The sequence below is a fragment of the Pseudomonas sp. Pseusp10 genome (assembly GCF_059492225.1).
This window is the reverse complement of the sequence record NZ_CP168528.1, coordinates 4,579,867-4,600,620: the sequence shown is the minus strand read 5'-3', so window position 1 is coordinate 4,600,620 and position 20,754 is coordinate 4,579,867. Positions and strand designations below refer to the sequence as shown.

Here is a 20,754-nt window from a genome sequence, read left to right as displayed (position 1 = left end):
AGCAGCGGCCCACCGTTGTGGGCCATGGGATCAATGCGCGCCGGCGGCCTTGTTCAGGTCGCTTTCGGCCCATTCGGTGTAGACGCAGGCATCGGCCGTGGCCCAGCGCACGCGCACCGGGTCGCCCGCTTTGAGCGGCATGCCGGCGGCGGAAAGCGCCTTGACCGTCATCGAGGTGCCACCCGAAGTGACCACGCTGCAAGTCTGGCTTTCACCGAGAAACAACACTTCCACGACCTTGGCCGAGACTTCGTTCCAGCCAGCGGCCAGCGGTTCGGCAACGGCCTGTTCGTTACTCAGGGCCAGGGCTTTTTCCGGGCGCACCATCAGCAGCACGTCCTGACCGGTTTGCAGGCCGGCTGTGAGGCGGATCGACAGTGCCTGCCCTTCGAAGGTCGCCACCGCATTACCCTGGGCCTTGAGCTTGAGGAAGTTCGAGTTGCCGAGGAACGAGGCGACAAAGGCGTTCGGCGGATTCTGGTACAGGTCATAGCCACTGCCCAGGCCGACGATCTTGCCGTGGCTGAAAATCGCGATGCGCTGGGACAGGCGCATGGCTTCTTCCTGATCGTGGGTCACGTAGACGATGGTGATACCCAGGCGTCGATGCAGTTGGCGCAGTTCGTCCTGCAAGTCTTCGCGCAGCTTTTTGTCCAGCGCGCCCAGCGGTTCGTCCATCAGCAGGATGCGTGGTTCGTAAACCAGCGCACGGGCGATGGCGACGCGCTGCTGCTGGCCACCGGACAGTTGCGAAGGGCGGCGATGGGCAAATTGCTCAAGCTGCACCAGCTTGAGCATCGCATCGACCCGGCGCTCCCGTTCGGCAGTGGCCAGTTTGCGAATCGCTAGCGGAAACGCGATGTTGTCGCGCACCGACAGGTGCGGGAACAGCGAGTAGCGCTGGAACACCATGCCGATATCGCGTTTGTGCGGCGGTACGTTGATCAGCGACTGGCCATTGACCAGGATCTCGCCGCTGCTCGGCGTTTCGAAGCCGGCGAGCATCGACAGCGTGGTGCTTTTGCCGGAGCCGCTGGAGCCGAGGAAGGTGAGGAATTCACCGTCCTTGATGTCCAGCGAGATGTTGTCCACGGCGGCAAAATCGCCATAGTGTCTGTTCAGGTTACGCAGGCTGACCAGGGGTTTGTCATTTTGCTGCGCGGAATCTTTGATCACTGCACTCATGTCGTACTCCTGGCGCTCAAGCGCTGATTTCGTTGCGCCGGCGCAGAGCGGCGGCGATCACCATGACCAATACCGAGAGGCCGATCAGCAGCGTCGAAGCGACGGCGATCACGGGCGTCAGGTCCTGGCGCAGGGTGGTCCACATTTTCACGGGAAGGGTTTGCAGGGTCGGGCTGGCCATCATCACGCTCAGCACCACTTCATCCCACGAGACGAGGAAGGCGAAGAGGGCGCCGGCCACCATGCCCGGGCGGATCGCCGGGAAGGTCACCTTGTACACCGCTTGCAGGCGCGAAGCCCCACAGATCACTGCCGCATCTTCAATTGACTGATCGAACAGCTTCAGCGAATTGATGATCGAGATGATGGTGAACGGCAACGCGACGATGACGTGGCTGACCACGAACGCGAACATGGTCCCGGTGTAACCCAGTTTCAGGAACAGCGCGTACACCGCCACGGCGATGATCACCAGCGGCACGATCATCGGCAGGGTGAACAGGCCGTAGAGCATTTCCCGGCCGGGGAAACGGCCACGCACCAGGGCGAACGCGGTCGGCAGGCCCAGCGCGACGGCGAAGAACGTCGTCAGCACCGCCACCTTGAGGCTGGCCATCGCCGCGTTCATCCAGTCGGCGTTGGAGAAGAACTGGCCGTACCATTTCAGTGTCCAGCCCGGCGGCGGGAACACCAGCCATTGCGACGAGCCGAACGACAGCAGCACGATGAACACGATCGGCAGCAGCAGGAACAGACCGATCAGCCCGGTGGTGGCATACAGGCCGAAGCGCATGCGCCGGCTCATGGCATTGGGGGTCAGGAGCATGACGGCTTACCTCGCGTTGCTGGCGCCAACCGGGGATTCCGGCTGAAGCTTCAGGTAGAAGTAGAACAGCACCAGTGTGATCACGATCAGCAACGCGGCGCCGGCGCTGGCCAGGCCCCAGTTGAGGAACGACTGCACCTGCTGAATGATGAACTCGGGCAGCATCATGTTCTGCGCACCGCCCAGCAGGGCCGGGGTCACGTAGTAACCGAGGGACATCACAAACACCATCAGCCCGCCGGAAAACAGCCCCGGCCGGCACAGCGGCAGGAACACCCGGAAGAAGTTGGTCCAGGGGCTGGCGCCGCAGATCGAGCCGGCCTGCAGGATCATCGGGTCGATGGCCTGCATGGTCGCCTGCAACGGCAACACGATGAACGGGATCATGATGTAGCTCATGCCGATCACCACGCCGGTGAGGTTGTGCACCATCTCCAGCGGTTGATCGATGATGCCCATCGCCATCAGCGCCTTGTTGATCACCCCGGAGGCCTGCAGCAACACCAGCCAGGAATAAGTGCGGGCGAGCAGGCTGGTCCACATCGACAGCAGCACGATGTTGAGGATCCAGCGGCCCCAGCCGCGCGGCACCAGGGTGATCGCCCAGGCCAGCGGGAAGCCCAGCAGCAGGCTGAACAGTGTGACCAGCCCGGCCACCGAGAAGGTGTTGAGCAACACCCGGGCATACGCCGAGTTGGCGAACAGTTGCTCGTAGTTGCCCAGGCCCGGCACCGGTTCCAGCACGCCGCGCAACAGCAGGCCAATCAACGGCGCCAGAAAGAACAGACCGAGGAACAGCAGGGCGGGGACCAGGTTACTGGCGCCACGCCAACGCTGCTTCAGCGACGGCGAGGGTTGCTTCGCAACGCTCTGGCCGACTGCCGAACCGGCAGCGCCGGTGGCGCTCCCGGAGGCCGTGGATGGACGAGACGCGGTTACCGTCATTTTCATTTGACCAGCCATTCGTTCCACCGTGTCGCGATGGCCGGACCGTTCTTGGCCCAGTACGCGAAATCAAGAGTGATCTGATCCTTTGCGTAAGCGGTCGGCAGGTTAGGGGCCAGCACCGAGTCCAGGCGCGGCACGCTGTCGACGTTGACCGGGGCGTAGGCGGTCAGGTTGGAGAAGTCCGCCTGGCCCTTGGCACTGCTGGCGTTGGCCAGGAACTTCATCGCCGCGTCCTTGTTTTTCGAACCCTTTGGAATGACCAGGATGTCGGCCATGACCAGGTTCTGCTTCCAGCTTACGCCGACTGGGGCGCCGTCTTCTTGCAGGGCATGAATCCGGCCGTTCCAGAACTGACCCATGCTCGCTTCACCGGAGGCCAGCAATTGCTGCGACTGCGCGCCGCCGCCCCACCAGACGATGTCTTTCTTGATGGTGTCGAGTTTCTTGAACGCGCGGTCCAGGTCCAGCGGGTACAGCTTGTCGGCAGCCACGCCATCGGCCAGCAGGGCCAGTTCCAGCACGCCAGGGCTTGGCCATTTGTAGAGGGCGCGTTTGCCGGGGTAGGTCTTGGTGTCGAACAGCGCGGACCAGTCCTGAGGTTTGCTGGCGCCAAGCTTGCCTTCGTTGTAGCCGAGGACGAAGGAGAAGAAGAACGAGCCGACGCCGTGATCGCTGACGAAGCGCGGGTCGATCTTGTCGCGTTCAATCACTTTGAAATCGAGGGGTTCGAGCAAGCCTTCGGACGCGGCGCGCAGGGCGAAGTCGGCTTCGACGTCGACCACGTCCCATTGCACGTTGCCGCTTTCGACCATGGCTTTGAGTTTGCCGTAGTCGGTCGGGCCATCCTGCACCACGGTGATGCCGCTGGCCTTGCTGAACGGGTCGGCCCAGGCCTGCTTTTGCGCATCCTGGGTGCTGCCGCCCCAACTCACGAAGTTGACGCTTTCAGCCGCCATCAGCGCCTGGCTGGTCACGCTCAGCAGTCCCGCAAAAAGAACCGCGGTCGCACGTTTGTTCAACACCATTTTCACGCCCTCATTGTTGTGTTTATGAGCGGGGCTTTCGAGTGCCCGCCTATCGGGAGCATCAGGTCCATCGAGTCAGCTTCGACTGCCCGGTCTATGGAATATCATATTATGGTATTCCAAACTTTGTGCAAGCATTTTGCCGTACCGGCTATCAGCCAAAAGGTGTTTTTCAGTGACGACGCATTCCCCTGTGGGAGCGGGCTTGCTCGCGAAGAGGGAGTATCAGTCGACACTTATGTTGTCTGATACACCGCTTTCGCGAGCAAGCCCGCTCCCACAGGGGATTGCATTCAGCCGAGGATCACTCGGTGAACGGAATACTCTCCACCACTTCCAGGTCGTACCCGGTCAAGCCCGCATACTTCAGCGGCGGGCCGAGGTGGCGCAGCTTGCCGACACCCAGGTTTTGCAGGATCTGCGCACCGGTGCCGACTTCCGAATAAATTCGCGACTGCGAACGGCTGAACTGCCGGGGCGGCTGGGTCAATTGCGGCACCCGTTCGAGCAGCGCCTGCGAGGATTCGTGATTGGCCAGCACCACCACCACGCCGTGGCCTTCGGCGGCGACACGTTGCAAGGCGGCCCACAACGTCCAGTTGGTCGGCCCGCTGTATTCGGCGCCGACCAGATCGCGCAGCGGATCGATCACATGCACCCGCACCAGTGTCGGTTGCTCGCGACGCAAATCGCCCATGACCATGGCCATGTGGACACCACCTTCGATGCGATCCTCAAAGGTGATCAGACGAAAGGTGCCGTGCACGGTCGGCAAGTCACGTTCACCGATGCGCACGATGGTGTGCTCGGTGCTCAGGCGATAGTGAATCAGGTCGGCGATGGTGCCGATCTTGATCCCGTGCTTGCGCGCGAACACTTCCAGGTCCGGGCGGCGGGCCATGGTGCCGTCGTCGTTCATCACTTCGACAATCACCGAGGCCGGGGTGAAGCCGGCCAGGCGGGCCAGGTCGCAACCGGCCTCGGTATGGCCGGCGCGGGTCAGCACGCCACCCTCCCGGGCGCGCAGCGGGAAGATGTGGCCCGGTTGCACGATGTCGGCGGGGCCGGCGTTGGCGGTGACGGCGGCAGCGATGGTGCGTGCGCGATCCGCTGCGGAAATGCCGGTGGTCACGCCGACGGCCGCTTCGATGGACACCGTAAACGCGGTGCTGAACACGCTGCCATTGCTCGGCACCATCTGCTCAAGACCCAGGCGTTTGCAGTGTTCGTCGGTCAAGGTCAGGCAGATCAGGCCGCGGGCTTCACGGGCCATGAAACTGATCGCCTCGGGTGTGCAGCGGTCGGCGGCCAGCAACAGGTCGCCTTCGTTTTCCCGGTCTTCATCGTCGACCAGCAGAACCATTTTGCCGAGGCGGTAATCTTCGATGATTTCTTCGATGCTGTTGAAGGCCATGCTGGAGTCTCGGTATTTGTTGGATGGGTAATGTGGTATACCATAATACAAAATAAACCGAGAGGTCACTATGAAGGCGTACTGGATTGCTCATGTGGATGTCACCGACCCCGATCAATACAGCCAATACACTCAGCGTGCGCCGCAGGCATTCGCTGCCTATGGCGCACGGTTTCTGGCTCGCGGCGGGCGCAGCGAAGCACTGGAAGGCCGAGCGACACCGCAACGCAGCGTGGTGATTGAGTTTGATTCCTATGAGCAGGCAGTGGCTTGCTATCACTCGGAGTTGTATCAGGAGGCGAGGGGACACCGCGAAGGCGTGGCGAAGGCCGAAATCATCATAGTCGAGGGCATGCCGCCGCTCTGACCAACACCACTGAACCCTGTGGGAGCGAGCTTGCTCGCGATGAGGGAGTGTCAGTTGACATATATGTTGGTTGATACACCGCCATCGCGAGCAAGCTCGCTCCCACAGGGGGAGTGGGAACTGTCAGCGAATAAAGTGAATCTTCCCGCTGTCATCATTGCCCATGTAAATGCCATACACCCCAGCCTGGCGCTCCTCGATATAACGCTCAAGAATCTGCCGGATCGTCGGGTAGTAGATGCTGTCCCAGGGAATATCCTCGGGCGCGAAGAATTTGTAGTCGAGGGTCTCCGGGCCGTATTGGCCGGTGATCTCCAGCGCGATGGCGCGGAAGATGATGTACACCTCGCTGATCTGCGGCACGCTGAAGATCGAATAGGGCGAGACGATTTCCGCGCGCACGCCGCTTTCTTCCCAGACTTCGCGCAAGGCCGCCTGCTCGGTGGTCTCGCCGCTTTCCATGAAGCCCGCGGGCAAGGTCCAGGTGCCAGGGCGCGGCGGGATGGCGCGCTGGCACAGGAGGTACTTGCCGTCCTGCTCGATGATGCAGCCGGCAATGATCTTCGGATTGACGTAATGGATGTAGCCGCAGCCGCGGCACATCAGGCGCTCGTGCGTATCGCCCGGCGGCAGCTGTGACCTGAGGTCATTGCTGCCGCACTTGGGGCAAAAGCTCGGGCTGAACATTTCAGCGACCTATGCGCGGTTCTTTCAGCGCGATGGGCAGGGTGATCGCCGGGATGTCGCCGGTTTCTTCCTGCTTGCGCTTGAGGTAGTCCAGGGCCACGGCAGCCGCCGCACGCACGTGGTCGACGCAAGCCTGGTGGGCGGCCAGCGCATCACCGCTCTTGATCGCTTCGACCATGCGCTCCATTTCCTGGTTACTGGCGCCGCGACGGTTTTCCTGGGACACCGAGGTCGCGCGCAGGTAGCTGATGCGTGCCTGCAACTGGCGCAGCTGAGTGGCTGCGACATGGTTGCCCGAGCCTTCGAGCAGCACATCGTAGAAACCCTGCACCGAGTCGATGACCTGTTGCAGTTCGCCGTCTTTCAACGCCTTGCGGTTTTCTTCCAGGGCTTTTTCCAGGGCCTTGATGTCCTTGGCTTTGGCGCGCAGGGTGAACAGTTGAACGATCAGCCCTTCGAGTACGCAGCGCAGCTCGTAGATGTCCACGGCGTCGGCCAGGGTAATGATCGCGACACGCGGGCCCTTGGCATCGGCGAATTCCACCAGGCCTTCGGATTCAAGGTGACGCAAGGCTTCGCGCACGGAAGTACGGCTGACGCCCAGGCGATCGCACAGATCGCGTTCGACCAGACGGTCTCCCGGCAGGAGCTGGAAGTTCATGATGGCGCTTCGCAGTTTATCCAGCACGATTTCGCGCAGGGTAACGGGGTTGCGATTGACCTTGAAGCTGTCGTCGAGTGGCAGGCGTTTCATGGGGTCCGCTCTGATTGTGGCTGTCCATGCAAAAAGAGCACTTCGATTACGGGAATCCATGTGCTCGGTCGGATCAAACAGCCAAGGGTTAACTGGAGGCCTCGGCATCGGCTTCGGCGAAGGCTTCACGGGCGAGCCGGAAACTGTCTACGGCAGCGGGGACACCGCAATAAATGCCGACCTGAAGCAATATTTCGCGTATTTGCTCACGACTCAGGCCGTTACGCAAGGCGCCGCGCACATGCAGCTTGAGTTCATGGGGCCGGTTGAGGGCCGAGATCATCGCCAGGTTGATCATGCTGCGTTCCTTGAGGGACAAACCCTCACGGCCCCAGACATGACCCCAACAATACTCGGTGACCATCTCCTGCAAGGGGCGGGTGAAGTCGTCGGCGTTCTCGATGGAGCGATTGACGTAGGCTTCGCCCAGCACCTGGGTGCGGATCTTCAGGCCTTTTTCGTATTTTTCGTTGTTCATCTGCGTAGCTCCCGTGGGCTCAAAGGCCGCCCATCAAGGTGTATTTGAGTTCCAGGTAATCCTCGATGCCGTACTTCGACCCTTCACGGCCCAGCCCCGAGGACTTGATGCCGCCAAACGGCGCGACTTCGGTGGAAATCAGCCCTTCGTTGATCCCGACCATGCCGTACTCCAGCGCCTCGCTCATGCGCCAGGCGCGGCCCAGGTCGCGGGTGTAGCAGTAGGCAGCGAGGCCGAATTCGGTGTCGTTGGCCATCTCGACGGCCTGGGCCTCGGTGTCGAAGCGGAACACCGCTGCCAGCGGACCGAAGGTTTCTTCCTTGGCGACTTTCATCTGTGTGGTAACCGCCGCGAGCACGGTCGGCTGGAAGAAACCGTTGCCCAGCGCATGACGTTCGCCGCCGCACAGCAGTCGTGCACCCTGGGCCAGGGCGTCTTGCACGTGCTCTTCGACCTTGGCCAGGGCCCGCTCGTTGATCAGCGGGCCCTGGGTGACACCTTCTTCGAAACCGCTGCCGACCTTGAGTTGCGAAACCCGCTCGGCCAAACGCGCAACAAAGGCGTCGTGGATGCCGGCCTGCACCAGGAAGCGGTTGACGCAGACGCAGGTCTGCCCGGCGTTGCGGAATTTGGCGATCAGCGCACCGTCGACGGCACGCTCCAGATCGGCATCGTCGAAGACAATGAACGGCGCGTTGCCGCCCAGTTCCAGTGAGACTTTTTTCAGCGTCGGTGCGCACTGAGCCATCAGCAGTTTGCCGATGGCGGTGGAACCGGTGAACGACAGTTTGCGCACCAGGCTGCTGCTGGTCAGCTCGCCACCGATGGCGATGGCATCACCGGTGATCACATTGAAAATGCCCGCTGGGATGCCGGCCTGTTCCGCCAGCGCGGCCATGGCCAGTGCCGAGAAGGGTGTTTCCGGGGCCGGTTTGACGATGCACGGGCAACCGGCGGCCAGCGCCGGGCCGGCCTTGCGGGTGATCATCGCCGCCGGGAAATTCCACGGCGTGATGGCCGCGACCACACCAATCGGCTCCTTGCTGACCACGATGCGCGCATCACCCTTGTGGCTGGGAATGGTGTCGCCGTAGATGCGCTTGGCCTCTTCGGCGAACCACTCGATGAAGCTCGCGGCGTAGAGGATTTCACCCTTGGCCTCAGCCAGTGGCTTGCCTTGTTCGAGGGTGAGGATTTCGGCCAGGGCGTCGGCGTTTTCCAGCATCAAGGCATGCCAGCGCTTGAGCGTATTGCTGCGCTCCTTGGCGGTCAGCGCGCGCCAGGCCGGCCAGGCCTTGTTGGCGGCCTCGATGGCCTGACGTGCGTGGTCGGCGCCGAGGTTCGGCACCTGGCCGATCAACTCGCCGGTGGCCGGGTTGAAGATGTCCTGTTGCGCACCATCGGGCGCATCCAGCCATTGGCCATTGATGTAGGCCTGCTGACGGAACAGTAACGAGGCTGCTGGGCTCATGCCGGCTCCTGACAAAAAAAGAATATGCACCGCGGTACCTGTGGGAGCGAGCTTGCTCGCGATAGCGGACTGACATTCAACATCTATGTCACTGATACACCGTCATCGCGAGCAAGCTCGCTCCCACAGGGTTTTGTGGTGAATCATCAAGCCAGGGCGGGCAATGGGCCCAGCTTGCCTTTGTGGTAGATCATCGGCGTCACCGGTTGCTCGGGCAGGATCAGGTTCTTCACCGCGCCGACGATGATCGCGTGATCACCGCCGTCGTATTCGCGCCACAGTTCGCACTCGATGATCGCCGTCGCCTTGGCCAGGATCGGGTTGCCCAGATCGCTCAAGTGCCACTCGATGCCTTTGGCCTTGTCCTTGCCTTTACCGGCGAAGGCATAGGCTTCTGCGGTCTGGTCGGCGGACAGCAGGTGAATCGCGAACTGCTTGCTGTCGCGCAGCACCGGGTAGGTGTCGGAACCGTAGTTGGGGCAGAACAGCACCAGTGCCGGGTCGATCGACAGCGCACTGAAGGCACTGGCGGTGATGCCGACGATGCCGCCGTCCGGGTCCAGGGTGGTGACCACCGTGACCCCGGACGGGAACGAACTCATCACGTCTTTGTAAATGCCGGGTTCGATCATTTTCCAGGACTCCTAGCGCATCACGAAGGGATCAGGCATCGGTGCCTGGGACAGGTTGATCCACACCGTTTTCAGCTCGGTGTAGGCCAGCACCGAATCGATGCCGCTTTCGCGTCCATAGCCGCTGTTCTTGAAGCCGCCGATCGGCGCCATGGCCGAGACCGCGCGGTAGGTGTTGACCCAGATGATCCCCGAGCGCACATCCCGGGCCAGGCGATGGGCACGGCCCAGGTCGCGGGTCCAGATGCCGGCGGCGAGGCCGAACTGCGAGTCGTTGGCAATCGCCAGGGCTTCGGCTTCGTCCTTGAAACGAATGACCGAGGCCACCGGGCCAAAGACTTCTTCTTGCATGATCTTCATCGAGTTGCGGTCGCACTCGAACAGGGTCGGTTCGTAGAACCAGCCGTCGCCCAGATTCTCCGGACGCTTGCCGCCCAGGCGCAGGCGCGCGCCTTCGGCGATGGCATCGGCCACCAGGCCTTCGACCACGGCCAGTTGTTGCGCGGTGGCCATCGGGCCCATCTCGCTGCTGTCGTCCTGCGGGTTGCCGATGCGGATGCGCCGGGCGCGTTCCACCAGGCGAGCGACGAACTCGTCGTAGATTTCGTCCTGCACCAGCAAGCGCGAACCGGAGACGCAGCTCTGCCCTGAGGCAGCGTAGATCCCGGCGATGGCGCCGTTGATCGCGCTGTCGAGGTCGGCGTCGGCGAAGATGATGTTCGGCGATTTGCCCCCCAGTTCCAGCGACAGCTTGGCGAAGTTCTCCGCGCTGCTGCGCACCACATGCCGCGCCGTCGCCGCGCCGCCGGTGAAGGCGATCTTGCGCACCAGCGGATGGCGGGTGAGGGCGGCGCCGGTGCTCGGGCCGTAACCGGTGACGACGTTGACCACCCCCGGTGGAATCCCGGCTTCCAGGGCCAGGCGCGCCAATTCGAGGATGGTCGCCGAGGCGTGTTCCGACGGCTTGATCACGATGGTATTGCCCGCGGCGAGCGCCGGGGCGAGTTTGATCGCGGTCAAGTACAGCGGGCTGTTCCACGGGATGATCGCGGCAACCACGCCCATGGCTTCGTGCACGGTGTAGGCAAACAGGTCCGGCTTGTCCAGCGGCAGGGTGCCGCCTTCGAGCTTGTCCGCCAGGCCTGCGGTGTAGTGGAAGAACTCCGGCAGATAGCCAACCTGGCCGCGGGTTTCGCGGATCAGCTTGCCGTTGTCGCGGCTTTCCAGCTGCGCCAGTTGCTCTTTGTTTTCGGCGATCAGGTCGCCCAGGCGTCGCAGCAGTTTGCCGCGAGCAGTGGCGGTCAGACCGCGCCAGGCCGGGCTGTCGAAAGCGGTTTGCGCGGCTTGTACGGCGCGCTCGACATCGGCTTCGTCGGCATCGGGCAATTCGGCCCAAGGCTCGGCCAGCGCCGGGTTGAGACTTTGAAAGGTCTTGCCGGACAGGGCATCGACCCATTCACCGCCGATGCACATCTGGAAGCGTGCGAGTGTCATGCAACGATCCTCTTGATCTGGTTTTGATTGGAGTGCGCGGCCTGCAGAAACTCCAGCAGCAGCTGGTTGACCAGGCGCGGCGATTCTACGGGCATCATATGCCGTTGCTCGGCGAGGACGGCAACGGTCGCACCGGGAATGCGTTCGGCCAGTTGCCGGGCCATTTCCGGGGTCGAGCCGGGGTCCAGTTCGCCGGTGGCGATCAGCGTCGGCACCTGGATGCTGGCCAGGTCGTCGGCGCGGTACATGTCCTGGGTGGCGAACAGTTCGTAAGTGGTCAGGTAACCCTGAGGGTCATTGCCGGCCAGGGTCTGGCGAATCGCGGCGATCTGCGCCGGGTTCGCGGCCTGGTATTCGCGGCTGAACCAGCGCGACAGCGCCGCTTCGGCATTGGCGTCCGGCCCGTGTTCGGCGGCCTGACTGGTGCGGGCGATGACCCCCGCGCGCTGTTCGGCGCTGCGGTTGAACACACTGTTGAGCACCACCAGGCCTTCCAGGCGTTGCGGGTAGTGCAGGGCAAACGCCCGCGCTACCAGCCCGCCCATGGAAAAGCCAATGACCGTTGCCTTGGGCAATTGCAGGTGGTCGAGCAGCTCCAGCAACTGGTCGGCATAGCCGAGCAGCGGCGTGCCGATCGAAGGGCGTGGACTGGCGCCATGGCCGAGCATGTCGTAGGCGATGACGCGGTACTTCGTGGCCAGGCCAACGATCTGGCCGCCCCACATTTCTTTGTTCAGGCCCACGCCGTGGATCAAGACCACGGGCTGGCCTTGGCCGGTCGCCAGGTAACTGGTGCCAGCCGGGGTGAGTTCAGCGGTGAGCCGAATCATGGAGCGCTCCTGCAATGCCTTCTTGTTGTCGTTCTACCGGCCGGTTATTGGGCTTTTTCGGCGGCCAGTTCTTCCAGGTCGATGTAGCGGTTGCCGATGCGCGGGTGCAGGCGGCCGCCGTCGGCGCAACCCAGGACCACGACGATTTCGTCGGCACGCGGTGCGTCTTCGATTTGCATTTCCAGGGTGATGTAGTGCGAACGCAGGCCTTCATCGTCCTTGTGCATCATCGGGATCTGGATCGAGGTGCCCGGGCCGCCGCGCTTGTTGGTGAAGCTCAGGTAGCTCTTGGCCTTGACCGCTTCGCGGTAGTGGTTGCCGAAGCGCAGGGTGTGGATCACCGCAGAAGCGTGTTCGATTTCGCCATCGGCACCGACCACGGCAGCCTTGCCGTAGGCCTCGATTTTCTCAGCGCCGCCAATGATGCCCACCAGGCGCTCGACCATCAGTGCACCGAGGTCGGAGCAGTTGGCGCGGATCTGTGGTTTCAGGTCTTCGACGAAACCGTTGCCCAGCCAGGGGTTCTTCATCACCACGGCCAGACCGACCATGGTCACGGGCTTATCGGTGGCTTTGCCGCCTTCAATAAAGGTTTCTTCGACATAGCTGACGATCTTGCGGATTTCGAAACTCATGAGCTGCTCCGTAGAGGTTTTGGGTGTCTGTGCGTCTGATGGTATACCATAATACCGGAAGCACAAGTCCCCGAACGGAGTTTCTGGCTGGATGGCGATAAAAAGGAGCCAGGCGAGGCTAATGTCGATCAGTTAAGCGGTAGTGCGATCCGTAGCAGCTGCCGAGCCCGCGAGGCTGCGTTCGGCTGCGAAGCAGTCGTAAAATCAGTCATTGCGGTACGTCAGGCAGGCCGCGTCAGCTGGACTCACGACTGCTTCGCAGCCGAACGCAGCCTCGCGGGCTCGGCAGCTGCTACAAAGGGTGTCGCGGCTGAAGTTGCTTAACTGACTGGCATTAGCCAGGCGAGGCGCTACTTGTGGCGGGGAAGACTTTTAAAAGACGTAAAAAAACCCGGCTGGTGAGGCCGGGTTTTTCGTCGAGTCTTGCGTTACCGCCCTGCATTCAGGCGGTGCGGTTCTGGATCAGGCGGTCGGAACCACCTTCGGCTACGCGGTTTTGCATCAGTTTGTCGGAACCATCAGCAGCAACGCGATTGCCATTCAGGTGATCGGAGCCATCAGCGGCAACGCGGTTGCCATTCAGGTGATCAGAACCGTCATCTGCAACGCGGTTCTCGATCAGACGATCCGAACCACCTTCAGCCACACGGCTTTCAATCAGACGATCCGAGCCGCCTTCAGCGACTACAGGTTGAACAGAGGTCGCGGCAAAAGCGTTAACTGCAAAAACCGAGAAAGCGATGCTGAGGAGGGTCTGGCGTTTCATGATCGTGTGCTCCGGGGTGCTTATGGGTGGGTATGGAGCAGATGTTACGCCGTGGATTTTTTAAGAGAATTTCATTGAATCAATGGTGACTATCGACGTAGTCAATGGATGTCGCGCGGTGCACGGCTATGACGTTGCTGGAGCGGTACCCGCCGCCCAGAGCCTTGATCAGGGCAATCTCGCTTTCCAGCCGCTGCCCCTGCAACAAGGCAAGGCCGCTATGTTCGGCCAGCAGCGGCAGATTCGACTCAAGCGCTGTAACCCTGTCCAGCAGGCCGCGCTGATAATGCGCCGTGGCGCTGTCGCGATTGAAGCGCATATTGCCGATGCGCGATTGCTGCAGCTGCTCTTGCGTCTCCAACCCCTGCTGCTTGCTGCCGGCCACGGCGACATCGCGCACGGCGTCGAGTACGGCCTGGTTGTATTGATACACCAGGCCATTGCTCAAGCTACGGGCATTGGCCAGTTCGGCATTGAGGCGGCCGCCGTCGAAGATCGGCAGGGTCAGCCCCGGTATGAGGTTGATCTGCCGGCTGCCATGGGCCCACAAATCACCCATGTGCAGGGCGTCGGCGCCGTAAAAGGCCTTGATATCGAAGCTGGGGTAGAAGGCCGCCTTGGCCGCGTCGATGTTCGAATAGGAAGCCTGCACCAGCCATCGCAAGGCCTGCAGGTCAGGCCGCCTTGCCAGCAGTTCGTAACCCAGGCTATCGGGCACCCCATAAACGTGCTCCGGTAACGTGCGCGGGGCCAGCGGCAAGGTGACGTCGGCCCCCACGCCGAGCAGTGCCCGCATGGCCTCGCGTAGTTGCCATACCTGGCTGCGCAGGGAGACAACCTGGCGATCGATCAGTGCCTGGTTGCTCAATGCCTGCTGTTTCAGCGGCTGCGACTCCAGACCACGCTCGATGCGTGCCTGGTGTGCGGCCACCACCTCGGCAGTGATGGCCGACATGTGTTGCAAGTCGTCGAGTAGCTGCTGTGCTGTCTGGATCTGGAAATACAGCATGGCCACATTGCTCGAGACCTCAAGTTCGACCCAGGCCTCTTCAGCCTGACGCGCATTGTGAACCCCCAGGGCGGCGTCGACCTGGGCTCGTTGGCGTCCCCAGAGATCCAATTGGTAGACACCACCGAGACCCACCACACCCTCGGTGTACCAAGGGCCGGTGAGCCCGAGGGCCGGCTCGTTCCGGGCGAATGGTCCGAGGAAACCGTTGGCGGAGACGTGTTGGCGGTTGACCAGCGCGATTAACTGGACTTGCACGCCCGTCAAGGATTTCACCGTGTCGGCCTGGGCCCTGGCCTGGTCGATATGGCTGCGGGCGATCGCGATGCCGGGGGCCTGGGCGAAGGCCATTTCAATCAGTTGGTTCAGTTGCGGATCTTCGTATCGCGTCCACCAACGCGCCTCGGGCCAACCGTCGCGGGCCAGGTGCAGGTCGTCAGCCAGACGTAGCTCGGCCGGGTCCCGTTGCGGTGCCAGGCTGCCTTCTTCGCGGATCAGTGCACAGCCACCCAGTAGCAGGCACAGGCCGAGCAGCCATGCACAATGAGCGTGTCTGTTCATGGGCTCGGCTCCGAGAGGGCACCTTGCTCATAGCATCGCCAGTCCGGTAGCAAATCCAGCAGGTGGTGCAGCGTTCGCAGGTCATGCAGCAGGGCTTCGGTGTTAGCGCTACCCTCAGCCGTCGTAAAGTCGAGCGCAGGCAAGGCCTCAAGCGCTGTGCCCCGGGTTTGCAGGTGCAGGGCATATCGCTCCAGCCAGTCACTCATTTCTTGTTGCTGCTCGTCCAGCCAGCGCTGCGTTGACGCCGGGAGCTGCGCTTCGAGCACTGCCCGATTGCGCTGCAATTGGCCAGTCAGCAGGAGGACCTCCCGCGCCTTGGCGAGCAGCGTCTGGGTGAACAGTGTCAGCTCCTCATGCTCGCCCTGATGCCAGCCGGGCTCCAGGGCCACCCGAGCCAGCATGGCCTCGCACTCGGCGAGCTGGCCCCAGCTGCGCAGGCTCTGTCCGTGCAGGCGGTCGGTTGTTTCTCCAGGTTCCAGCGCCGGCAAGCACAACAGCGCGGCAATCCCTTGCAGGACTTCGGCCAGACGCCGGCGCAGGCCGTCGCCTTCGCTTTCCGGCCAGAGCACGCCGTGCACCAGGGTGCTGACCAACACCCCCAGCAGGATACCTACCAGCCGGTCGCGGATTTCCGTAAGGTCAATGCTCGGGCCAAACTGTTCGAGCAAGGCCAGAGCGAAACAAAACATGATCTGCAGACCGGCGTAACTGATGCGTTCGGAGCCCGCGGCCACCCATGCACCGAGGGCGATCACCGGCAGGCTCATGGCTAGCAGGCCGACCAGCGTCTCGATGTGCGGGACAACGAAGACAATACACAACAGCGCCAGTGCGCTGCCCACCAGGCAGCCACCGATCCGCAGCAGGCTCTTCTGGGTCGAGGCGCCGAGGCTGGGCAAGGCAACGATGACGCAAGTCAGCATCACCGTGTGGATACCCGGCCAGTCCACGCCGTTGTAGAACACGTAGCAAATCAGCGTGGCCAGCCAGGTCTTGAAGGCAAAGAACAGGTAATTGGGGTTGCTGAAAGCATCGCGTACCAGCAGGGGCTCCCTGGCTGTCGGAGCACCGGATGGCGTGGCATGTTCGGTAATGGCCAAGGCGCGCAAGGCATCGCGCATTTCTTCCAGCGCAGGGGGGGCCAGCAAGCGTTGCAAGGCTTGACTGTGCAGTACTCGTGGCTGCGACAAGGTGTCGTTATCGATGGCTGCGGCCAGGGCCGCGCAATCCTGGCGCAACGCCGCAAGGGCCTCGGTGTCATTGCAGTCGGACACCAGCGCGGCGGCCGCCGCATACAAACGAGAAACGCAGGTGATCAACGCCAGTTGGTCGATTTCCCGGGGGCCTTTCACTGAGCCGCGCATGCTGGCGTACTTCAATAGTTTGTGCAGGCTGAGCAACCCCTGCTGGACTTCTACCGCGCCGATCCGCGCCATATCCAGATGCCCCTCACCTGACGCGGCCAGACGCCTGTCGACCTGCGCCAGTTGCCTGCGCATCGTCTCGCGCAATTGCCTCTGGGGCTCTTTGGGCAACAACACGGTATTCACCAGCAAGGTCACCAGGATCGGGTAGACCACTGCCATCCACACCCACAGGCAGGCGCGCAGTAGCAGCTCCGGTTGGGTAGTGAGGTCCACCAGGCTTTGCACGTAAATGGTGACGATGGCCACCACGAAGAACAGTGGGCCGAGGCGCGTAGCACGCATGGCGAACATGCTGATGAGGAACACCACGCTTGCGCAGAGGATGCGCAGCAACGGGTAGCCATAGGTGAACTTGAGCAGGAGGATGGCAATACCGATGGCGATGGTTGCGCTGACCATGAACAGGATGCCGACCATGCGCGTGAGCATCAGGTTACTCTGACTGACGAAAAACACGATGATCAGCGACAGCGCCAGCAGAGGCACTTCCAGGCTCATGGAGAGGATGATCACCAGAGCGCAGGCCAGCACATTGCGCAACAGTGCGTTGCCCCGCCCCGGAAAGGGCGAAAGCTCTGTGTCAAGGAAGCGCCAGAAGCGTCGCTCCCAGGTCAACGCTGCACTCATTGCGGCGAGTCCTCATCCTGACCGGCATGAATCAACGCCACGGCCGATGCACCGATGCGAAACAGGTCCGGATCGGGTTTATCGACGCGGATGCGTACCGGAAAACGCTGTGCCACCCGCACCCAGTTGATGGTCCGCGCGACCTTCGGCAGCCCTGCGGCCTGGGCGCCGCCGTCATCAGGGAACACGCCGAAACCAATGGAATCAACGGTGCCGCTGAAAGTGCGGTTGCTGTCGCCCATCAGGTAGAGGGTGCTGCGGCTGCCATTGCGGATCTTGTCCAGTTCGGTTTCGCGGAAGTTTGCCACTACGTACCAGCGACGTGTGTCGATCAGGCTGAAGAGGGGATGACCGGCGGCAGCGAACTGACCGTTGGAGGTGGTCAAACCGACGATGAGTCCGTCGAAGGGCGCGCGTACCACGCTGTGCTCCAGGTCCAGTTCGGCGCGGGCTATCTCCGCTTGTATCACTGCGCGCCTGCTCACCAGTGCATCGACCCCGCTGACCGCGGCGGCAGCCTGTTTGGCCTGCAACAGCGCCGCATTCAATTCGGCACGAGCGCTCCTGGCGGCGGTGCGGGCCTGATCCACCTGTTCCTCGGAGACATAGCCAGGTTTCAGCAAGGGTTCCATGCGCCGCAATGTGTCGGCGCTCTGCGCGGCGGCGGCCTTGGCGCGTTCGACACTGGCTTTCACCGCTTCGGAATTGAATTGTTGGGCATCAACCTGACGCTGGCTCAGTATGATTTCCTTGTTCAGCGCCTGTAATGAGGCCTGAGCCTGGTCCAGCACGTCCTGATACACCCGCGCGTCGATGCGCAGGAGTACGTCTCCCTGTTTCACCTGCTGGTTCTCACGCACGGGCAGTTCTTCGATGCTGCCGCTCACCTCCGGAGTGACGTTTATGGTGTCGGCATACACGTAGGCATCATCGGTACGTGGGGTGGTGTCCAACCGCCAGACCACCCACAGCAGCATCACCAGCGTCAGCCCGAGCAATACGAGAACGATCAAGCGTCGGGGCAGTTTGTTCACAGCGGATTCGCTCATGATGCAAGTCCCCGGTCAATTCTGGAAAAACAGCAGCCAGGTGCTCATGGACAACAACGCGGTCAAAACCGGATAGGTCAGAACTGACGGCACCAGCCAGGCCGCGTAACCTAACCGTGCAAGCAGTGCCTGAAGCACAAAGGCCAGCAGCATGCCGGCGAGAATGCAGAACAGCCAATCGGGGAAGTAGGCCCCCAGAACCGGAATCGAAGGGGCATTGGAGCAGCCCGATAGCGGAGCAATCAGCAATAGTGCCAACACGTTGTGTTCACGGCTCATTGTAAGCTTCCACCCCATTGCAATGCGGCAATTGGCCGATGCTACCTACATTGGCCTCGTGGAAATGTAGCTAATTTTTGGCCCGTCACCCCCGGATGGGCAGAGGATCTCAAGCGATTCACCGGGTCTGGAGTTGATAGTAGTAGCTGCTTCGCTCAACGGATTTAAATCGGCCGTGTGAACACGCCTGTTGTCGGTTCACCCATCACCGCGAAATAATCCCGTGATCGATGGCGTATTTGACCAGCGCCGCCGGTTTGTCGATGTTGAGCTTGCGCCGGATGCTCAAGCGGTGTGTCTCCACCGTGCGCACGCTGATGTCCAGCTCCCGGGCCATTTCCTTGTTGTTCAACCCTTGCGCCATCTTCGACAGCACCTGGCTTTCCCTCGGGGTCAGTTCGTTGTCGGTGTTCTTGTCGGCGATCAGCCGCTGGGCGATTTCGGCGCTGTAGAAGGTTCCGCCGCTGCTGATGGCTTCGATGGCGGCGATGATTTCCCGTGACGGGGCGTTTTTCAGCACGTAGCCGCTGGCGCCGGAGCGCACCGATTCACTGACGTATTCGTAATTGTCGTACATGCTCAGCACCAGCACCTTGAGCGACGGGTACTGGCTGCGCAGCACGCGGGTCAATTCCAGGCCGTTCATGTCCGGCAGGCTGATGTCGACCAGCAGCAGGTCCGGCTGGCAACGTCCGACCATTTCGATGGCCTCGGCGCCGTTTTCCGCTTCGCCGACCATTTCCAGGGGCGACATCACGGCCAGCAGCGCCTTGATGCCGTCGCGGACCAGGGAGTGATCGTCGACCAGGGCGACACGGATCGGGGAGGGCAGGTTCATGCGAGGTTTCACTCTTGTAGTTTTGGGCCGGCTCAGGGTTTTGCGCCAGGTTTCATTGGCAGCAGCACGTCCAGCTCACTTCTGCCCGGCATCGAGATCAAATCGAAGCGCCCGCCAAAATGTTCGACGCGTTCGCGGATATTACGCAAACCAATGCCGGCCTGACGACGTTCGACCTGGGCGACGTTGAAACCGATGCCGTCATCGACCACGGTCAGCCGCACGGACCGCTCACAACCGCGCAAGGTAATGGAGACGTTCTTCGCCCGGGCGTGGCGTTCAATATTGGTCAGGCCTTCCTGGACGATGCGGAACAACGCAACAGCCGCGCCGTCGACCAGTTGGCAGTCGAATTCATTTTCGTCGTAGGTCACGGTCAGCCCGCTACGCTGCTCGAATTCCGCGGCCAATTGGCCGATGGCCGCCGGCAGGCCGAGAGTGTCGAGCAGCGATGAGCGCAGGTCATGGGAGAGACTGCGGACTTCACCGATGGCATCGCCCAGGCGCTCGGTGGCGTCTTTCAACGTGTTCAAGCCCTTGTCGTGGGCTTGTCCGCTTTCCAGCAGATGGCTGGCCAGTTCGAACTGAAACTTGATCGAGACCAGCACCTGGCTGATGCCGTCGTGCAACTCGCGGGACACCCGGGATCGTTCCTCCTCCTGCAGGCTGACAATGCGCTGGGTCAGGCGCTGCAGTTTCTTGTCCGCCAGGCGATGCTCGCTGACGTTGAGAGTCATGCCGGTGGCGAACACGAACAGCACCGCGACCAGGGCGACCACGGCAATCGCCATCATGGTCTTGCGGATGCCCTGGGCCACTTCTGCGCGAGCCTGCTGGGTGGCGCGCTCGACGTCTTCGAGGTAGATACCGGTGCCGAGCATCCAGCCCCAGCGATCGAGCATCACCACGTAGGCGAGTTTGTCGGTCACCTGGCCGGAAGAGGGTTTGTTCCAGGCATAGCGTTGAAAGCCTTCGCCCGATTGCGCGCTGTGCAGCAGCGCTTGAATCACCGGCAGGCCGTGGGGGTCTTTCATGTCCCACAGGTACTGGCCCACCAGTTCCGACTGGCGCGCATGCATCAGGCTGCGGCCTTCGCGGTCGTAGACGAAGAAATAGCCGTTGATGCCGAAGCTGAGCTTGCGCAGTTCCTCCAGCACTTGCTGTTGGGCACGGGTGTCGCCATGGCCGTCGTCGTACAGCGGAGCGATCAGGCTCTGGGCCATTTCCACGTAGTTTTTCAGCTCCGCGCGCTTGCTTGCCAGAATGCTGTCTTCGATCAGTTGTGCCTGCTGGTCGCCCAATTGGCGGTTCAGGGAAATCACCAGCGCGCAGATGACGGCAATGGCCAGCACCAGCGGCAGAATCCCGAGGGCGACAATTTTGTGTTTGAGCTGCATGTTGACTCCTGCCCGCGCGAAGGCTCGGGATCATATGCCAAAGAGGCGCCTTGTA

20 protein-coding genes and 1 pseudogene are annotated in these 20,754 nt (G+C 62.0%); 1 reads left to right on the top strand and 20 read right to left on the bottom strand.

Going from position 1 to position 20,754, the window contains the following annotated elements; genetic code table 11:
• Nucleotides 1-30 precede the first annotated feature (30 nt).
• The 5 genes from ACEN8Z_RS20725 to ribBA form a co-directional block, all read right to left on the bottom strand.
• Nucleotides 31-1,185, bottom strand: a complete 1,155-nt coding sequence (locus ACEN8Z_RS20725) for an ABC transporter ATP-binding protein (protein WP_495595491.1) — start codon at nt 1,183-1,185, stop codon at nt 31-33.
• 16 nt (nt 1,186-1,201) lie between these two features.
• Nucleotides 1,202-2,011 (bottom strand): ABC transporter permease, encoded by an 810-nt coding sequence (locus ACEN8Z_RS20720; RefSeq protein ID WP_008003978.1) that lies wholly within the window; start codon nt 2,009-2,011, stop codon nt 1,202-1,204.
• Between the two features lie 6 nt (nt 2,012-2,017).
• A complete protein-coding gene (locus tag ACEN8Z_RS20715; RefSeq protein ID WP_008003976.1) occupies nt 2,018-2,962 on the bottom strand; it encodes an ABC transporter permease in 945 nt (314 codons plus the stop codon).
• Nucleotides 2,959-3,984 (bottom strand): ABC transporter substrate-binding protein, encoded by a 1,026-nt coding sequence (locus ACEN8Z_RS20710; protein ID WP_008003973.1) that lies wholly within the window; start codon nt 3,982-3,984, stop codon nt 2,959-2,961. Before ACEN8Z_RS20710 ends, ACEN8Z_RS20715 begins: the two co-directional genes overlap by 4 nt.
• A 304-nt stretch (nt 3,985-4,288) precedes the next feature.
• A complete protein-coding gene (gene ribBA, locus ACEN8Z_RS20705) occupies nt 4,289-5,398 on the bottom strand; it encodes a bifunctional 3,4-dihydroxy-2-butanone-4-phosphate synthase/GTP cyclohydrolase II (protein WP_008003971.1) in 1,110 nt (369 codons plus the stop codon).
• 70 nt (nt 5,399-5,468) lie between these two features.
• Here ribBA and ACEN8Z_RS20700 point away from each other — a divergent pair, with 70 nt between their 5' ends.
• Nucleotides 5,469-5,765 carry a DUF1330 domain-containing protein gene (locus ACEN8Z_RS20700; RefSeq protein ID WP_495595490.1) on the top strand — a complete coding sequence of 99 codons (297 nt, stop codon included), beginning with the start codon at nt 5,469-5,471 and terminating at the stop codon, nt 5,763-5,765.
• A gap of 123 nt (nt 5,766-5,888) precedes the next feature.
• Here ACEN8Z_RS20700 and ACEN8Z_RS20695 read toward each other — a convergent pair whose 3' ends face one another.
• The 15 genes and pseudogenes from ACEN8Z_RS20695 to ACEN8Z_RS20625 all read right to left on the bottom strand — a co-directional run bounded on the left by ACEN8Z_RS20695 (nt 5,889) and on the right by ACEN8Z_RS20625 (nt 20,699).
• The gene (locus ACEN8Z_RS20695) at nt 5,889-6,452 is read right to left on the bottom strand and encodes an NUDIX hydrolase (protein ID WP_495595489.1); all 564 of its coding nucleotides are present in this window, start codon (nt 6,450-6,452) and stop codon (nt 5,889-5,891) included.
• Between the two features lies 1 nt (nt 6,453).
• Nucleotides 6,454-7,206, bottom strand: coding sequence for a GntR family transcriptional regulator (locus ACEN8Z_RS20690; protein ID WP_008003966.1), 753 nt, complete (start codon nt 7,204-7,206; stop codon nt 6,454-6,456).
• An 88-nt stretch (nt 7,207-7,294) separates the two neighbouring features.
• Nucleotides 7,295-7,684 (bottom strand): carboxymuconolactone decarboxylase family protein, encoded by a 390-nt coding sequence (locus ACEN8Z_RS20685; RefSeq protein WP_007991919.1) that lies wholly within the window; start codon nt 7,682-7,684, stop codon nt 7,295-7,297.
• Between the two features lie 19 nt (nt 7,685-7,703).
• Nucleotides 7,704-9,155: an NAD-dependent succinate-semialdehyde dehydrogenase gene (locus ACEN8Z_RS20680; RefSeq protein WP_495595488.1), complete on the bottom strand. Its 1,452-nt coding sequence runs from the start codon at nt 9,153-9,155 to the stop codon at nt 7,704-7,706.
• A gap of 146 nt (nt 9,156-9,301) precedes the next feature.
• A complete protein-coding gene (locus ACEN8Z_RS20675) occupies nt 9,302-9,787 on the bottom strand; it encodes a flavin reductase family protein (protein ID WP_108231059.1) in 486 nt (161 codons plus the stop codon).
• Between the two features lie 12 nt (nt 9,788-9,799).
• On the bottom strand, nt 9,800-11,281 hold the full coding sequence (locus ACEN8Z_RS20670) for an aldehyde dehydrogenase (protein ID WP_008003962.1): 1,482 nt from the start codon (nt 11,279-11,281) through the stop codon (nt 9,800-9,802).
• A complete protein-coding gene (locus ACEN8Z_RS20665; RefSeq protein WP_495595487.1) occupies nt 11,278-12,111 on the bottom strand; it encodes an alpha/beta fold hydrolase in 834 nt (277 codons plus the stop codon). The genes ACEN8Z_RS20670 and ACEN8Z_RS20665 overlap by 4 nt, the downstream gene beginning before the upstream one ends.
• A 44-nt stretch (nt 12,112-12,155) precedes the next feature.
• Nucleotides 12,156-12,746 carry an amino acid synthesis family protein gene (locus tag ACEN8Z_RS20660; protein ID WP_007978708.1) on the bottom strand — a complete coding sequence of 197 codons (591 nt, stop codon included), beginning with the start codon at nt 12,744-12,746 and terminating at the stop codon, nt 12,156-12,158.
• A 445-nt stretch (nt 12,747-13,191) separates the two neighbouring features.
• Nucleotides 13,192-13,512, bottom strand: a pseudogene (locus ACEN8Z_RS20655) (hypothetical protein); the annotation flags it as partial.
• A gap of 79 nt (nt 13,513-13,591) precedes the next feature.
• Complete coding sequence (locus tag ACEN8Z_RS20650; protein ID WP_008003958.1) at nt 13,592-15,082, bottom strand: efflux transporter outer membrane subunit; 1,491 nt, start codon at nt 15,080-15,082, stop codon at nt 13,592-13,594.
• Nucleotides 15,079-17,136 (bottom strand): FUSC family protein, encoded by a 2,058-nt coding sequence (locus ACEN8Z_RS20645; protein ID WP_495595486.1) that lies wholly within the window; start codon nt 17,134-17,136, stop codon nt 15,079-15,081. The genes ACEN8Z_RS20650 and ACEN8Z_RS20645 overlap by 4 nt, the downstream gene beginning before the upstream one ends.
• Entirely contained in the window at nt 17,133-18,185 is a 1,053-nt protein-coding gene (gene mdtN, locus ACEN8Z_RS20640) for a multidrug transporter subunit MdtN (protein WP_495595485.1), read from the bottom strand. The genes ACEN8Z_RS20645 and mdtN overlap by 4 nt, the downstream gene beginning before the upstream one ends.
• A 15-nt stretch (nt 18,186-18,200) precedes the next feature.
• Nucleotides 18,201-18,464 (bottom strand): YtcA family lipoprotein, encoded by a 264-nt coding sequence (locus ACEN8Z_RS20635; RefSeq protein WP_007997408.1) that lies wholly within the window; start codon nt 18,462-18,464, stop codon nt 18,201-18,203.
• Between the two features lie 205 nt (nt 18,465-18,669).
• Entirely contained in the window at nt 18,670-19,302 is a 633-nt protein-coding gene (locus ACEN8Z_RS20630; RefSeq protein ID WP_007997406.1) for a response regulator, read from the bottom strand.
• Nucleotides 19,303-19,334: 32 nt separating this feature from the next.
• A complete protein-coding gene (locus ACEN8Z_RS20625) occupies nt 19,335-20,699 on the bottom strand; it encodes a cache domain-containing protein (RefSeq protein WP_495595484.1) in 1,365 nt (454 codons plus the stop codon).
• Between the last annotated feature and the right edge of the window lie 55 nt (nt 20,700-20,754).

Bases quoted from the DNA above. Each gene is read 5' to 3' on its own strand.
- ACEN8Z_RS20720 (WP_008003978.1), bottom strand. From the start codon at position 2,011: ATGCTCCTGACCCCCAATGCCATGAGCCGGCGCATGCGCTTCGGCCTG.
- ACEN8Z_RS20725 (WP_495595491.1), bottom strand. From the start codon at position 1,185: ATGAGTGCAGTGATCAAAGATTCCGCGCAGCAAAATGACAAACCCCTG.
- ACEN8Z_RS20630 (WP_007997406.1), bottom strand. From the start codon at position 19,302: ATGAACCTGCCCTCCCCGATCCGTGTCGCCCTGGTCGACGATCACTCC.
- ACEN8Z_RS20685 (WP_007991919.1), bottom strand. From the start codon at position 7,684: ATGAACAACGAAAAATACGAAAAAGGCCTGAAGATCCGCACCCAGGTG.
- ACEN8Z_RS20700 (WP_495595490.1), top strand. From the start codon at position 5,469: ATGAAGGCGTACTGGATTGCTCATGTGGATGTCACCGACCCCGATCAA.
- ACEN8Z_RS20635 (WP_007997408.1), bottom strand. From the start codon at position 18,464: ATGAGCCGTGAACACAACGTGTTGGCACTATTGCTGATTGCTCCGCTA.
- ACEN8Z_RS20710 (WP_008003973.1), bottom strand. From the start codon at position 3,984: ATGGTGTTGAACAAACGTGCGACCGCGGTTCTTTTTGCGGGACTGCTG.
- ACEN8Z_RS20675 (WP_108231059.1), bottom strand. From the start codon at position 9,787: ATGATCGAACCCGGCATTTACAAAGACGTGATGAGTTCGTTCCCGTCC.
- ACEN8Z_RS20660 (WP_007978708.1), bottom strand. From the start codon at position 12,746: ATGAGTTTCGAAATCCGCAAGATCGTCAGCTATGTCGAAGAAACCTTT.
- ACEN8Z_RS20625 (WP_495595484.1), bottom strand. From the start codon at position 20,699: ATGCAGCTCAAACACAAAATTGTCGCCCTCGGGATTCTGCCGCTGGTG.
- ACEN8Z_RS20690 (WP_008003966.1), bottom strand. From the start codon at position 7,206: ATGAAACGCCTGCCACTCGACGACAGCTTCAAGGTCAATCGCAACCCC.
- ACEN8Z_RS20650 (WP_008003958.1), bottom strand. From the start codon at position 15,082: ATGAACAGACACGCTCATTGTGCATGGCTGCTCGGCCTGTGCCTGCTA.
- ACEN8Z_RS20695 (WP_495595489.1), bottom strand. From the start codon at position 6,452: ATGTTCAGCCCGAGCTTTTGCCCCAAGTGCGGCAGCAATGACCTCAGG.
- ACEN8Z_RS20670 (WP_008003962.1), bottom strand. From the start codon at position 11,281: ATGACACTCGCACGCTTCCAGATGTGCATCGGCGGTGAATGGGTCGAT.
- mdtN (WP_495595485.1), bottom strand. From the start codon at position 18,185: ATGAGCGAATCCGCTGTGAACAAACTGCCCCGACGCTTGATCGTTCTC.
- ACEN8Z_RS20680 (WP_495595488.1), bottom strand. From the start codon at position 9,155: ATGAGCCCAGCAGCCTCGTTACTGTTCCGTCAGCAGGCCTACATCAAT.
- ACEN8Z_RS20665 (WP_495595487.1), bottom strand. From the start codon at position 12,111: ATGATTCGGCTCACCGCTGAACTCACCCCGGCTGGCACCAGTTACCTG.
- ACEN8Z_RS20645 (WP_495595486.1), bottom strand. From the start codon at position 17,136: ATGAGTGCAGCGTTGACCTGGGAGCGACGCTTCTGGCGCTTCCTTGAC.
- ACEN8Z_RS20715 (WP_008003976.1), bottom strand. From the start codon at position 2,962: ATGAAAATGACGGTAACCGCGTCTCGTCCATCCACGGCCTCCGGGAGC.
- ribBA (WP_008003971.1), bottom strand. From the start codon at position 5,398: ATGGCCTTCAACAGCATCGAAGAAATCATCGAAGATTACCGCCTCGGC.